Annotated in this window: 11 protein-coding genes; 8 read left to right on the top strand and 3 right to left on the bottom strand. The window is 64.8% G+C overall.

Annotated elements, in window-relative coordinates; all coding sequences use genetic code 11:
* Positions 1-40: 40 nt before the first annotated feature.
* The 5 genes from pheS to ACFO3E_RS07420 all read left to right on the top strand — a co-directional run bounded on the left by pheS (position 41) and on the right by ACFO3E_RS07420 (position 6,937).
* Positions 41-1,132 (top strand): phenylalanine--tRNA ligase subunit alpha, encoded by a 1,092-nt coding sequence (pheS, locus tag ACFO3E_RS07440; protein ID WP_066525712.1) that lies wholly within the window; start codon positions 41-43, stop codon positions 1,130-1,132.
* Entirely contained in the window at positions 1,129-3,543 is a 2,415-nt protein-coding gene (pheT, locus tag ACFO3E_RS07435; protein WP_380803540.1) for a phenylalanine--tRNA ligase subunit beta, read from the top strand. The genes pheS and pheT overlap by 4 nt, the downstream gene beginning before the upstream one ends.
* A 148-nt stretch (positions 3,544-3,691) precedes the next feature.
* Positions 3,692-4,573: an aldose 1-epimerase family protein gene (locus ACFO3E_RS07430; protein ID WP_380803538.1), complete on the top strand. Its 882-nt coding sequence runs from the start codon at positions 3,692-3,694 to the stop codon at positions 4,571-4,573.
* Between the two features lie 155 nt (positions 4,574-4,728).
* Positions 4,729-6,294 (top strand): peptide chain release factor 3, encoded by a 1,566-nt coding sequence (locus ACFO3E_RS07425; protein ID WP_380803535.1) that lies wholly within the window; start codon positions 4,729-4,731, stop codon positions 6,292-6,294.
* A gap of 22 nt (positions 6,295-6,316) precedes the next feature.
* On the top strand, positions 6,317-6,937 hold the full coding sequence (locus ACFO3E_RS07420; protein WP_066525720.1) for a glutathione S-transferase: 621 nt from the start codon (positions 6,317-6,319) through the stop codon (positions 6,935-6,937).
* On the opposite strand, the gene metW is transcribed toward ACFO3E_RS07420, so the two are convergent.
* Both metW and metX read right to left on the bottom strand, forming a co-directional pair.
* Positions 6,938-7,531 (bottom strand): methionine biosynthesis protein MetW, encoded by a 594-nt coding sequence (gene metW / locus ACFO3E_RS07415; protein ID WP_066525721.1) that lies wholly within the window; start codon positions 7,529-7,531, stop codon positions 6,938-6,940. It abuts the gene before it with no gap.
* Entirely contained in the window at positions 7,528-8,664 is a 1,137-nt protein-coding gene (gene metX / locus ACFO3E_RS07410) for a homoserine O-acetyltransferase MetX (protein ID WP_380803533.1), read from the bottom strand. The genes metW and metX overlap by 4 nt, the downstream gene beginning before the upstream one ends.
* 66 nt (positions 8,665-8,730) lie before the next feature.
* Between metX and ACFO3E_RS07405 the strand changes: the two genes are divergently transcribed.
* From ACFO3E_RS07405 to ACFO3E_RS07395, 3 genes are read left to right on the top strand one after another with little or no spacing between them, the layout of a single operon-like run.
* Positions 8,731-9,681, top strand: coding sequence for a 2-hydroxyacid dehydrogenase (locus tag ACFO3E_RS07405; RefSeq protein WP_066525727.1), 951 nt, complete (start codon positions 8,731-8,733; stop codon positions 9,679-9,681).
* A gap of 42 nt (positions 9,682-9,723) precedes the next feature.
* Entirely contained in the window at positions 9,724-10,821 is a 1,098-nt protein-coding gene (gene hisC / locus ACFO3E_RS07400; protein WP_066525728.1) for a histidinol-phosphate transaminase, read from the top strand.
* Between the two features lie 3 nt (positions 10,822-10,824).
* A complete protein-coding gene (locus ACFO3E_RS07395) occupies positions 10,825-11,730 on the top strand; it encodes a prephenate/arogenate dehydrogenase family protein (RefSeq protein WP_380803529.1) in 906 nt (301 codons plus the stop codon).
* 73 nt (positions 11,731-11,803) lie between these two features.
* Here ACFO3E_RS07395 and ACFO3E_RS07390 read toward each other — a convergent pair whose 3' ends face one another.
* Positions 11,804-12,520: a lysophospholipid acyltransferase family protein gene (locus tag ACFO3E_RS07390; protein WP_066525731.1), complete on the bottom strand. Its 717-nt coding sequence runs from the start codon at positions 12,518-12,520 to the stop codon at positions 11,804-11,806.
* Between the last annotated feature and the right edge of the window lie 9 nt (positions 12,521-12,529).

The raw sequence follows: 12,529 nt of genomic DNA, 5'->3' as shown, positions 1-12,529 counted from the left end.
CGCGCCCATATTTTCGCCTTCGTAGGAATGACGAAGAATCATGAGTGAAATTGCCAATCTAAAAGCCGGCCTGATCGCTGACATCGCCGCCGCCGATACGCTCGACGCGCTGGAGGCGCTGCGGGTAGGCACCATGGGCAAGAATGGCGTCGTTACGGGGCTGCTCAAGACCCTCGGCCCCATGAGCCCGGAGGAGCGGCTGGAGAAAGGCCCGGCGATCCAGGATCTGCGCGAGAGCGTGACCGCCGCGTTGGCGGAGAAGAAGGCGGCGCTGGAGCAAGCGGCGCTCGACGCGAAGCTGGCGGCCGAAAAGATCGACATGACCTTGCCCGCCGACATCGGCGCGCAGGGATCGGTGCATCCGGTGAGCCAGGTGATGGACGAATTGGCGGAGATATTCGCGGATCTGGGCTTCTCCGTGGCGACGGGGCCGGAGATCGAGGACGATTGGCATAATTTCAGCGCGCTCAATATCCCGGAGACGCATCCGGCGCGGGCGATGCATGACACCTTCTATTTCCCCGACGACGCTTCGGGCAAAAAGATGCTGCTGCGCACTCACACTTCGCCGGTCCAGATCCGCACGATGATGAACGGCGAGCCGCCGATCCGCATCATCGCGCCGGGCCGGGTCTATCGGTCGGACAGCGATGCCACGCATACGCCGATGTTCCATCAGATCGAGGGGCTGGTGATCGACAAGGGCATTACCCTTGGCCATCTCAAATGGACGCTGGAAACCTTCCTCAAGGCTTTCTTCGAGCGGGACGACATCGTGCTGCGCCTCAGGCCGAGCTATTTTCCCTTCACCGAGCCGTCGGTCGAAGTGGATGTTGGTTACACCCTCATCAACGGCCAGCGGGTGATCGGTGGCGACGGCGATGCGCCGGGCGGCGGCTGGCTGGAAGTGCTGGGCAGCGGCATGGTCAACCGCCGCGTGATCGAGGCGTGCGGGCTGGACCCGGATGAATGGAAGGGCTTCGCCTTCGGCACCGGCGTCGACCGGCTCGCCATGCTGAAATATGGGATGAACGACTTGCGCGCTTTCTTCGATGGCGATCTGCGCTGGCTGAAACATTATGGCTTCTCGGCGCTGGATGTTCCGACGCTGAGCGGAGGAGTGGGCGCATGAAGTTCACGCTGAGCTGGCTCAAGACGCATCTGAGCACCGATGCCGACCTGCCCACGATCCTCAAGGGGCTGACCAATATCGGGCTGGAGGTCGAGGGGGTAGAGAATCCGGCCGAGAAGCTGGGCGCATTCCGCATCGCCAGGGTGCTGACGGCGGAGCCTCATCCGCAGGCGGACAAGTTGCAGGTGCTGACGGTGGATTCCGGCGATGGGGCTTTGCAGGTCGTTTGCGGCGCGCCCAATGCGCGGGCGGGTCTGGTCGGCGTGTTCGGGACCGAGGGCGCGGTGGTGCCGGTAAATGGCATGGTGCTCAAGAAGACCGCCATTCGCGGGGTCGAGTCCAACGGCATGATGTGTTCGTTCCGGGAGCTGGAACTGGACGAAGATCATGAAGGAATTATCGAGTTAAACGCGGATTCTCCGGTGGGAGAGGTCTATGCCCGCTGGGCGGGGCTTAATGACCCGGTGATTGATGTGAGTATAACACCTAATCGCCAGGACTGCATGGGCGTGCGGGGGATTGCGCGTGATCTGGCGGCGGCGGGACTGGGGACGCTCAATCCGATCATCGTGCCAGCGGTGGAGGGCGTGGGTCCGGGGCCGGACGTGCGGGTCGAGGATGCGGACGGATGCCCGGCATTCTTCGCGCGGACCGTGCGCGGCGTCGCCAACGGCCAGTCGCCCGAATGGATGGCGCGGCGGCTGAAGGCGATCGGGCAGAAGCCAATCAGCACGCTGGTCGATATCACCAATTATCTGATGATCGACCTTGGCCGACCGTTGCATGTCTATGACATGGCCGCGCTGAAAGGCCCGCTCACCGCGCGCCGCGGCAAGGCGGGCGAAGAGGTACTGGCGCTCAACGGGAAGAGCTACACGGTTGACGAGACGATGACCGTCATCGCCGATGATGAAGCTGTGCATGACATTGGCGGCATCATGGGCGGCGAACATTCGGGCGCAACGGACGCCACCACCGATGTGCTGATCGAATGCGCCTATTTCACGCCGGAGCGGATCGCGGTGACGGGGCAGAAGCTGGGGCTTACCAGCGATGCGCGCGGACGGTTCGAGCGCGGCGTGGACCCGGCCTTTCTGGACGATGGCCTGTCGATCGCGACCGATCTGGTCTTGAAGCTGTGCGGCGGCACGCCGAGCCAGCCGACGCGGGCGGGCGCGCCGCCGATCGCCGCCAAGACGGTCACCTATGATCCGGCGCAATGCCTGGCGCTGGCAGGCGTCGATGTGGCGGACGACGAGCAACGGCGCATCCTGGAGAGCCTGGGCTTTGGCATCCAAGGCAATGACGCGACCTTCACCTATGAAGACGGCATGCCGGTGACCACGCCAGCGAATTGGACTGTAACCGTACCGAGCTGGCGGCGTGACATCGATGGCTGGCCCGATCTGGTCGAGGAAGTGGTGCGGATCGTGGGGCTGGATCAGGTGCCGTCCACTCCCCTGCCCCGCATGCCCGGCGTGGCGCGGCCGACAGCAACGGCGGAGCAGCTGGTCGAACGGCGGGTGCGCCGGACGGCGGCGGCGCGCGGCCTGGCAGAGGCGATCAACTGGTCCTTCATTTCGGAGAAGGAAGCGGCCTCAGTCGGCGGCGGCGACTGGACGCTGGCCAATCCGATTTCGGAGGATCTGAAGGTCATGCGGCCTTCGCTGCTGCCCGGCCTCCTTTCAGCAACGCGGCGCAACATGGATCGCGGTGCGACGTCGGTACGGCTGTTCGAGGTCGGACGACGCTATTTCTCCGACAAGGAGCGCGCGACCGTCAGCTTCGTGCTGGCGGGCGAAAAGACGCCTCGCGGCTGGCAGACGGGCAAGGCGCAGGCTTTTTCTGCTTTCGATGCCAAGGCGGAAGTACTGGCGCTGCTGGCGGCGGCTGGCGCGCCGGTGGCGAACCTGCAGAGCTTTGGCGACGCGTCGGGCGCTTATCATCCCGGGCAGTCGGGCACGTTGCGGCTGGGCCCCAAGGTGGTGCTGGCCGAATTCGGCGTGTTGCATCCTTCGCTGGCTAAGCAATTCGGCCTGACGGGCGCGGTGGTTGCGGGCGAAATCTTCCTGGATGCAATCCCGGCCAAGCGGAAGAACGGCTTCATGCGCGCGCCTTATGCACCGCCCGCCCTGCAGGCGGTGAAGCGCGACTTCGCCTTCGTCGTCGATGAGGCGGTCGAGGCAGATGCACTGGTGCGCGCGGTCAAGGGCGCGGACAAGAAGGCGATCGTCGATGCGCGGCTGTTCGATGTCTTCGTGGGACCGGGGGTCGAAGAAGGGCGCAAGAGCCTGGCCATCGAAGTGACGTTGCAGCCGGGGGAGAAGAGTTTTTCCCAGGAGGAGCTGGATGCGATCAGCGCTGCGGTGGTGAAGGCTGCGGAGAAGTTGGGCGGGACGCTTCGGGCGTAAGGCTTTGGCCTTCATTCGGTTTGGGTGGAGGGGGATGCGAGAGCGCTTCTCGACTTCACTCAAAACGAACGGGGGTTTGGTAGAATGGCCTGACCTCACTTGCCTTACGGGATGAGTGAGCGTGGGTAAGAAGAAAGGAGGGGGTGCCGTGGACGAGCTTGTAACAATCGCTTCGGATGGCCTGACCGCCAGCATCAATCCCCTCGGTGCGGAGCTTTGGTCGCTGACGGACGCGCAGGGCCGCGAGTTGATGACCGATGCCGATCCGCGCTGGTGGACCGGGCATGCGCCCTTGCTCTTTCCTTTTGTCGGGCGTTCGCGCGGGGACGCCTACCGCCTGAACGGACATGACTATCCGATCGCCCAGCATGGCTTTGCCCGGCGCATGGCCTTCGCGCAGGTGGAGCATCTGCCCGAATCGGTGATCTTTCGGCTGGAGGCAGATGCGGTGACGCGGGCCGTCTATCCATTCGATTTCCGGTTGGACATGCAGTTTGCGGTCGCGGGTGCCACGCTGATGATGACGGCGACGGTGATGAACCGGGGCGAGGCCGACATGCCCTTTTCCTTTGGCTATCATCCGGCCTTCGCCTGGCCGCTGCCTTATGGCGGAGCGGCGGAGCACCATATTGTGGAGTTCGAAAAAGCCGAGGCCATGCCGCTGCGCAAGGTCGGCGACGAGCCGGGGCTGATCGCCCGGGAGAGCGTTGCGTCGCCGGTCAAGGGCAATATCCTGACGCCCAGCCATGCGATGTTCGAGGGCGATGCACTGATCTGGGATGAACTGGAGAGCCATAGCCTCTATTGGGGCGTGCCGGGACGGACGCGGCTGAAGATCGACTTTCCGGACACGCCTTGGCTGGGGCTGTGGCAGAAGCCGGGCGCGCGTTACCTGTGCGTCGAACCGTGGGCCGGGATGGCAGACCTGGTCGGCTTTGACGGCGATGTGTGGGAGAAGCAGGGCATCATGCGGCTGCTGCCGGGGGATGAGCGGCGGTTCCGCATGGACGTAACACTGGTTACCGACTAGGGAGCCAGTGATTCCGTTCGTCCTGAGTAGCTGTTGAGCTTGTCGAAGTAGCGTATCGAAGGACTGACTTGAGCGCGCGATGCTTCGATACGGGCCTTCGATGTCGCTCAGTCACTACTCAGCACGAACGGCTGTTGGACTATCTGGACATCCGAATGACCATCCCATCCCGCCGTACCTTCGCGATCATTTCTCACCCTGACGCCGGTAAGACCACGCTGACCGAAAAACTGCTGCTGGAGGGCGGGGCCATCCACCTGGCGGGCGAGGTCAAGGCGCGCGGGGCGAACCGGCGGGCGCGGTCGGACTGGATGAAGATCGAACAGCAGCGCGGCATTTCCGTGACCAGTTCGGTCATGACCTTCGAGCGTGATGGGATCACCTTCAACCTGCTCGACACGCCGGGGCACGAGGATTTCTCCGAAGATACGTATCGCACGCTGACGGCGGTGGATTCGGCGGTCATGGTGATCGACGCCGCCAAGGGCATCGAGCCGCAGACGCGCAAGCTGTTCGAGGTCTGCCGGTTGCGGAACGTGCCGATCATCACCTTCATCAACAAGGTCGATCGCGAAGGGCGCGACGCCTTTGCGTTGCTGGACGAGGTGGCCGACGCGCTGGCGCTGGACGTATGCCCGATGAGCTGGCCGGTCGGCATGGGCGGGACTTTCGAGGGCATTTACGACTTCGCCAGGAACCGGCTGCGGCAGCCTTCGGGCGCTTCGAAGGAATTTGAGGGCAAGGAAGTGTTCATCGATGGCATCGATGATGATGCGCTGGCCGAGCATATCTCCGCCCAAGGGTTGGAAAAGCTGCGTGAGGAGGCTGAACTTGCGGTCGGCGGCTATGCCGATTTCGACTTGGCCGCTTACCGGCATGGCGACCTGACGCCGGTCTATTTCGGATCTGCGTTGAAGCTGTTCGGCGTGACCGAGCTGATCGATGCGCTCGCCGCCCATGCGCCCCCGCCGCGCGCGCAGCCGGCCGAGCCAGCGCCGGTGGAGCCGGAAAATAGCGAAGTCACCGGCTTCATCTTCAAGGTGCAGGCGAACATGGACCCGCAGCATCGCGACCGCATCGCCTTCATGCGGCTATGTTCGGGCAAGTTCCGGCGCGGCATGAAGCTGACGCCGAGCGGGTCGGGCAAGCCGATCGCGGTGCATTCGCCGATCCTCTTCTTCGCACAGGATCGCGAAATCGCGGATGAGGCTTTCCCCGGCGACATTATCGGCATCCCCAATCATGGGACCTTGCGGGTCGGCGACACCCTGTCGGAGAAGGCGGGCGTGCGCTTTACCGGCCTTCCGAACTTCGCGCCGGAAATATTGCGGCGCGTGGCCCTGAAGGACCCGACCAAGACCAAGCAGTTGAGGAAGGCGCTGGACGACCTGTCCGAAGAAGGCGTGATCCAGGTGTTCTATCCGGAGATCGGGTCGAACTGGATCGTTGGGGTGGTCGGGCAGTTGCAGCTCGATGTGCTGATTTCGCGGTTGGAGGCGGAGTATAAGGTCGCCGCCGGGCTGGAGGCGTCGCCCTTCGACACGGCGCGATGGATCAGCGGCGAGGATGCGGCCATCAAGGATCTGGTCGCCTTCAACGGCGCAAACATGGCCAAGGATCGCGACGGCAATCTCGTGTTCATGGCGAAAAGCGCGTGGGACATCGGCTATCAGCAAGAACGCCATCCCAAGGTGAAGTTCAGCGCGACCAAGGAGCGCTGATCGCCTCTGCGGAGGGAATCGCATGTACCCGATCTGCTACAGTTTTCGCCGTTGCCCCTATGCGATGCGGGCGCGGATGGCGTTGCTGGTGAGCGGGCAGGCAGTGGAACTGCGCGAGGTGGCGCTGCGCGACAAGCCCGCGCAGATGCTGGCCATATCGCCCAAGGGCACGGTGCCCGTGCTCCTGTTGCCGGATGGACAGGTTCTGGACGAGAGCCTGGATATCATGCGCTGGGCGCTTGGGCGTGATGATCCGGAACAGTGGCTGGCAGGCGAGAATCGCGGGTTGATCGCCGCGAATGACGGGCCGTTCAAAGGGCACCTCGATCGCTATAAATATGCCACGCGTCATGGGTCCGATCCGGTCGAGCATCGGAACGAGGCCATGACATGGCTTGGCGAGTTGGAGATGCGGCTGGAGCGGAGCCCCTATCTGACCGGGGAGCGGCGATCCCTGACCGATATGGCGATCTTTCCCTTCATCCGTCAGTTTGCGGCGACCGATTCGGACTGGTTCGCCGTCCAGCCCCTGCCACAAGTGCGACGCTGGCTGGATGGACATCTGGCGTCCGATCTTTTCGCCCGGGCTATGCTGCGTGTGGCTGCGTGGCGGGAGGGTGATGAGGCCGTGTTTCTGCGCTGATTATTTGCGCAGCAAGAACACCGCATGTTCGGCGAAGAGGTTCGCGTTCGCGTGGGTGGTTTCCTTGTCGCCCTTCAGGAACCATTGGCCGTCGATCGTCCAGCCGCGATCCTTCACCAGGGCGCGGAAATCATCGACCGTCACATGGTGGATGTTGAGCGTGTCATACCAGGTGTCGGGCAACAGGCGCGTCACCGGCATGCGGCCGCCCCACATCAGCGACAGCCGTCCGCGCCAATGGGCGAAATTGGGGAAGGAGACGAACGCCTGGCGGCCGATGCGCAGCAGTTCCTCCACCACCAGGTCCGGGCGGCGGGTGGTCTGCAGCGTCTGGCTGAGGATCGCATAGTCGAAGCTGGCGTCCGGATAATAAGTGAGGTCAGTGTCGGCGTCACCCTGCACCACGGACAGGCCGCGCCCGACCGCGGCGGCGACATTGCCGCCATCGATCTCTAGCCCGCGGGCATCGACCTGCTTGGCGTCGCGCAATGCGGCCATCAGCGCGCCATCGCCGCAGCCGACGTCCAGCACGCGTGCGCCGGGGGTCACGGTGCGGGCGATTAGGGCGAGGTCGGGGCGCAGCGCTTCGGTCATGCGCGGCCGCCTTTCAGGAAGCCATCGACCACGCGGTTGAGTTCAGGACATTCGAGCAGGAAGGCGTCGTGGCCGAAGGGGCTCGACAGTTCGACGAAGCTCGCCTGCGCGCCGCTGGCATTGAGGGCGTGGACGATGGCGCGGGATTCCGCCGTGGGGTAGAGCCAGTCCGTATCGAAGCTGACCAGGCAGAAGCGCGCCCGGGACGGAGCGAAAGCGGTGGCGAGGCTGCCGCCATGATCATCCGCAATGTCATAATAGTCCATGGCGCGGGTGATATAGAGGTAGCTGTTGGCGTCGAACCGCTCGACGAAGCTCAGGCCCTGGTGGCGCAGATAGGATTCCACCTGGAAGTCTGCGTCGAACCCGAAGGTTTTCGCATCGCGCCCCTGAAGGCGACGGCCGAATTTCTCAGTGAGGCCCGCTTCGGACAGATAGGTGATGTGCGCCGCCATGCGGGCGACGGCGAGGCCCGCGCTCGGCACCTGGGCGTCGGCATAATAGTCGCCACCGCGCCAGTTGGGATCGGCCATGATCGCCTGACGCCCGACTTCGTGGAAAGCGATGTTCTGCGCGCTATGGCGCGCGGTCGAGGCGATGACGATGCAGCTTTCGACGCGATCGGGGAAGATGGTCGGCCAGCTCAGCGCCTGCATGCCGCCCATGGAGCCGCCGATGACGGCAGACAGGCGGCCGACGCCCAGATGGTCGAGCAGCAGCGCCTGCGCGCGCACCATATCGGCGATGGTCAGGACCGGGAAGCGCATGGCGTAGGGTTCGCCCGTCGCCGGATCGGGGCTGGCGGGGCCGGAGGAGCCCATGCAGCTGCCAATGACATTGGCGCAGACGATGAAGTGGCGGGCCGGATCGACGGGCTTGCCCTCCCCCACCATGCGCCACCACCAGCCGGGCTTGCCGGTGACCGGGTGGTCGGACGCGACATATTGGTCGCCGGTCAGCGCATGGCAGATAAGGACGACGTTGGACCTATCCTCATTCAGCGCGCCATAGGTTTCATAGGCGATATCGACGGGCGCGAGGGCCGCGCCGCTGTCCAGCCGCAAGGGGCCGGGCAGGCGAACCTGGCGGCGGAGGCCGAAACGGCTGTCATCGGAAAGCGGGGCGCTGGCCATGGTGGATGGGGGCTAGGACTGCGGACAGAGGCTGTCAATCGGCAGACTATGGCGTAGAGAATGCGCATGAGCGCCAGCCACTCCATTCCCGTCATCGCCTATGGTCCGCTTTCGTCCTATCTTGAGGCGCAATTGCAGGCCCGTTTTACCGTGCATCAGGTGCCGGTGGATGCCGATCCGGCCAGCCTTCCCGAAGAGGTGCGGGAGGCGCGGGCGCTGATCCCCTTTGGCGCTGTGGGGGCTTCGGCGGCGATCATGGATGCGCTGCCCAAGCTAGAGATAATCGGCCTGTTTTCGGTGGGCTATGACAAGGTCGATATCGAGCATGCCCGCGCCAAGGGCATCAGGGTGAGCAATACGCCCGATGTTCTGACTGACGACGTGGCCGACCTGGCGGTGGGGCTGCTCTACGCCACGGTGCGCAATATCGCGGCCAATGACCGAATGGTGCGGTCGGGCGCTTGGGCGCGGGGAGAGAGGCCGCAGCTCAGCGGCAGCGTGACCGGGCGGCGGATCGGGATATTGGGGCTGGGCCGGATCGGCCGTGCCATCGCGCGGCGGCTGGAGCCGGTGGCGGGGGAGATAGCCTATCATAGCCGCCGCGCGGTGATGGATGCACCCTATCGCTATGTGCCCGACGCGATGACGCTGGCGCGGGAGTGCGACGCGGTGATCGTCGCGACGTCGGGCGGGCCGGAAGCACGCGGACTGGTGGACGCGGCGATGCTGGACGCGCTGGGGCCGCAGGGCGTGCTGGTCAATATCAGCCGGGGCAGCGTGATCGACGAAGATGCGCTGGTCGCGGCGCTGACGGAACGGCGGATCGGGGGCGCGGGGCTGGACGTGTTCGTGAACGAACCCCATGTGCCCGAAGCGTTGTTTGCGATGGACCATGTCGTGCTTCAACCGCATCAGGGCAGCGCGACCGAAAATACGCGCAAGGCGATGGCGGACCTGGTGCTGGCCAATCTGGACGCCTGGGTGGCGGGCGAACCGCTGGTCACTCCGGTCATTTAGCAGCGCTTTGCCTTTGGCGCGGATGGCGCTAAAGCGCGGGCCATGACGAAACCTGCACCCAAGGAATGGATTCTGGGCATTTCGCCCTATGTGCCCGGCAAGGCGGCTGCGGATGACGGCCGGCCGCTGATCAAGCTCAGTGCCAACGAAAACCCGCTGGGCACCGGAGAAGCGGCGCGCGCGGCGCTGCTGGCGGCGACGGCAGACCTGGCGACCTATCCCGATCCCGGCGCGGCGAAGATGCGCGAGGCGATTGCAGCGGCGCATGGGCTGGACCCGGCACGGGTGATCTATGGCACCGGATCGGACGAGTTGCTGCATATCGCTGCGAGCGCCTATGCGGGGCCGGGCGACGAGGTTCTGTACGTTCATTACGGCTTTTCAGTCTATGACATTGCCGCGCGGCGGGTCGGCGCGACGCCGGTGATCGCGCCGGACAAGGACTATGCGACCGATGTGGACGCGCTGCTTGCCTGCGTGACCGAAAAGACCAAGGTCGTTTTCCTGGCGAACCCGAATAATCCCACCGGCACGATGACGCCGCGCGAGGAGATTGCGCGGCTGCATGCGGCGCTGCGGCCCGATATCCTGTTCGTGCTGGATCAAGCCTATGCCGAATATCTGGACGCGAACGAGGATGATGGCGGGCTGGAGCTGGCGAAGTCTGCCGCCAATGTTCTCGTCACCCGCACATTCTCAAAAATCTATGGTTTGGCTGCCGAGCGGATCGGCTGGGGCTATGCCAGTGCGGAGATCATCGACGCGCTGCACCGCATCCGCGCGCCGTTCAATGTGACGACGGCGGGACAGGCGGCGGCGATTGCGGCGATGAAGGACCAAGCCTGGGTCGAGGCGAGCCGGTCGCATAATCGCCAGTGGCGACAGTGGCTGGCCGACGAGGTTGCGTCGCTGTCCAACCATGGGCTTCGCGCGGTGCCGAGCAAGGCCAATTTCCTGTTGATCCTGTTCGACGGCAAGCTGACGGCGGAAGCGGCAATGAAGGGGTTGTGGGACGAAGGTTTCGCGACGCGCTGGCTGCCCGGCCAAGGGCTGCCCAATGGCCTGCGCATCACCATCGGCACCGAGGAACAGGTGCGCGCGGTCGCGGCGAAGCTGCGCGCCATGGCGGAGGCGGCCTGAACCATGTTGTCCTTTTCCCGCGTCACCATCATCGGCCTGGGCCTCATCGGCTCCTCCCTGGCGCGGGCGATCCGCGAAACCATGCCGACCGTCCGGGTGACGGGGCATGATGCCGACCCGCAGGTCCGACAGATCGCGCGGGCGATCGACCTGTGCGATGATGTGACCGACACGGCGGGCGCGAGCGTCACCGACGCCGATCTGGTGGTGCTATGCGTGCCGGTGCGCGCTATGGGCGCGGCAGCGGCGGAAATCGCAGAAGACCTGCCTGCCGAAGCGATCATAAGCGATGTGGGATCATGCAAGGCCGATGTGCTGGCGCAGCTGACGGCTGCCCTGCCGGGCCGGGCGATCATCCCGGCGCATCCGGTGGCGGGCACCGAAAATAGCGGGCCAGAGGCGGGCTTCGCCAGCCTGTTCCGGGGCCGCTGGTGCATCATCACGCCGCCTGCCGATGCCGATCCGGCAGCGGTCGCGCGGGTGTCCGAACTGTGGCACCGGGTCGGCGCGGATGTCGAGACGATGGACCCGCAGCATCATGATCTGGTGCTGGCGGTGACGAGTCACCTGCCGCACCTGATCGCCTATACGATCGTCGGCACGGCGAGCGACTTGGAGGATGTGACCCAATCGGAGGTCATCAAATATTCGGCCGGCGGCTTCCGCGACTTCACCCGCATCGCCGCATCGGACCCAACCATGTGGCGCGACGTGTTCCTGGCGAACAAGGATGCGGTGCTGGAGATGCTGCAGCGCTTTTCAGAGGACCTGTCCGCCCTGCAGCGGGCGATCCGATGGAATGACGGCGATGCGCTGTTCAACCTGTTCACGCGCACGCGGGCAATCCGGCGGTCGATCATCGAGCAGGGGCAGGATGATCCCAAGCCCGACTTTGGGCGGTCGCATTAAGTCGTTCCGGTTGGGCTAAACCTTTCGAAGCACCGCCCTGTCTTGCGCTACACCGCTTCGACAAGCTTATCGGCTACTCAGGACGAACGGGGTCGAGAGGGCAGCTGTTCAACGCATTGATTGCCGCATGCACCCGGATCTCAGCTTCGCGGCGGTCCAGGCCGGGAGGGATGATCTCCCCCGCCTTGTAGGTGATGGTGCCCGCGCGCTTCATGAACTTGCCGCGCGGGGACAGACGCCCGCTGTCGATCGCGATGGGCACCACCGGCATGGCGAGCAGCGAATAAAGTCCGGCAAAGCCCGCACGCAGCGGCGGGGTTTCGCCATGGGGGACGCGCGTGCCTTCGGGAAAAAGGCAGACGGCCCGGCCCTGTTCGGTGGCGGCGCGCGCGGCGGCGCGTAGCGTGCGCAGGGCGCTGGCGCCCGCGCTGCGTTCGACCGGGATTAGGCCGTAGAGCCGTGCGATCCGGCCCCAGAAAGGCATGTCGAGCAGTTCCCGCTTGGCCGCGATGACGGGGCGGTCGAACAGGCAGAGCAGATCGATCGTTTCGAACATCGATTCATGTTTGACGATATAGAGATAGCCCCCCTGCGGCAGATCGCCTTCGATCCGCACCTTCTGCCCCAGCAGCCAGCGCGCGCAGAAGCGGTGGAAGCGGCTCCACGCGGTCGCGATCGCAGGCACGGCGCGGGGCCAAGGCCATGCGGCGAGCAACCCGGTCAGCACCAGCAGCGCAGAGCCGCTGTAGAATGCCAGCATGAAGGCGAGCGAGCGCAAGGCGGTGATCATGCCCCTACC

Origin of the sequence: Sphingobium tyrosinilyticum, from assembly GCF_042654265.1 — a bacterium.
Taxonomy (GTDB): domain Bacteria; phylum Pseudomonadota; class Alphaproteobacteria; order Sphingomonadales; family Sphingomonadaceae; genus Sphingobium; species Sphingobium tyrosinilyticum.
Note: the sequence above shows the minus strand (reverse complement) of the source record. Positions and strands in the feature narration are given on the sequence as shown.

Coding starts and splice junctions, on each gene's coding strand:
- metX (WP_380803533.1), bottom strand. CDS start 8,664: ATGGCCAGCGCCCCGCTTTCCGATGACAGCCGTTTCGGCCTCCGCCGC.
- ACFO3E_RS07405 (WP_066525727.1), top strand. CDS start 8,731: ATGAGCGCCAGCCACTCCATTCCCGTCATCGCCTATGGTCCGCTTTCG.
- ACFO3E_RS07395 (WP_380803529.1), top strand. CDS start 10,825: ATGTTGTCCTTTTCCCGCGTCACCATCATCGGCCTGGGCCTCATCGGC.
- ACFO3E_RS07390 (WP_066525731.1), bottom strand. CDS start 12,520: ATGATCACCGCCTTGCGCTCGCTCGCCTTCATGCTGGCATTCTACAGC.
- pheS (WP_066525712.1), top strand. CDS start 41: ATGAGTGAAATTGCCAATCTAAAAGCCGGCCTGATCGCTGACATCGCC.
- metW (WP_066525721.1), bottom strand. CDS start 7,531: ATGACCGAAGCGCTGCGCCCCGACCTCGCCCTAATCGCCCGCACCGTG.
- ACFO3E_RS07425 (WP_380803535.1), top strand. CDS start 4,729: ATGACCATCCCATCCCGCCGTACCTTCGCGATCATTTCTCACCCTGAC.
- hisC (WP_066525728.1), top strand. CDS start 9,724: ATGACGAAACCTGCACCCAAGGAATGGATTCTGGGCATTTCGCCCTAT.
- pheT (WP_380803540.1), top strand. CDS start 1,129: ATGAAGTTCACGCTGAGCTGGCTCAAGACGCATCTGAGCACCGATGCC.
- ACFO3E_RS07420 (WP_066525720.1), top strand. CDS start 6,317: ATGTACCCGATCTGCTACAGTTTTCGCCGTTGCCCCTATGCGATGCGG.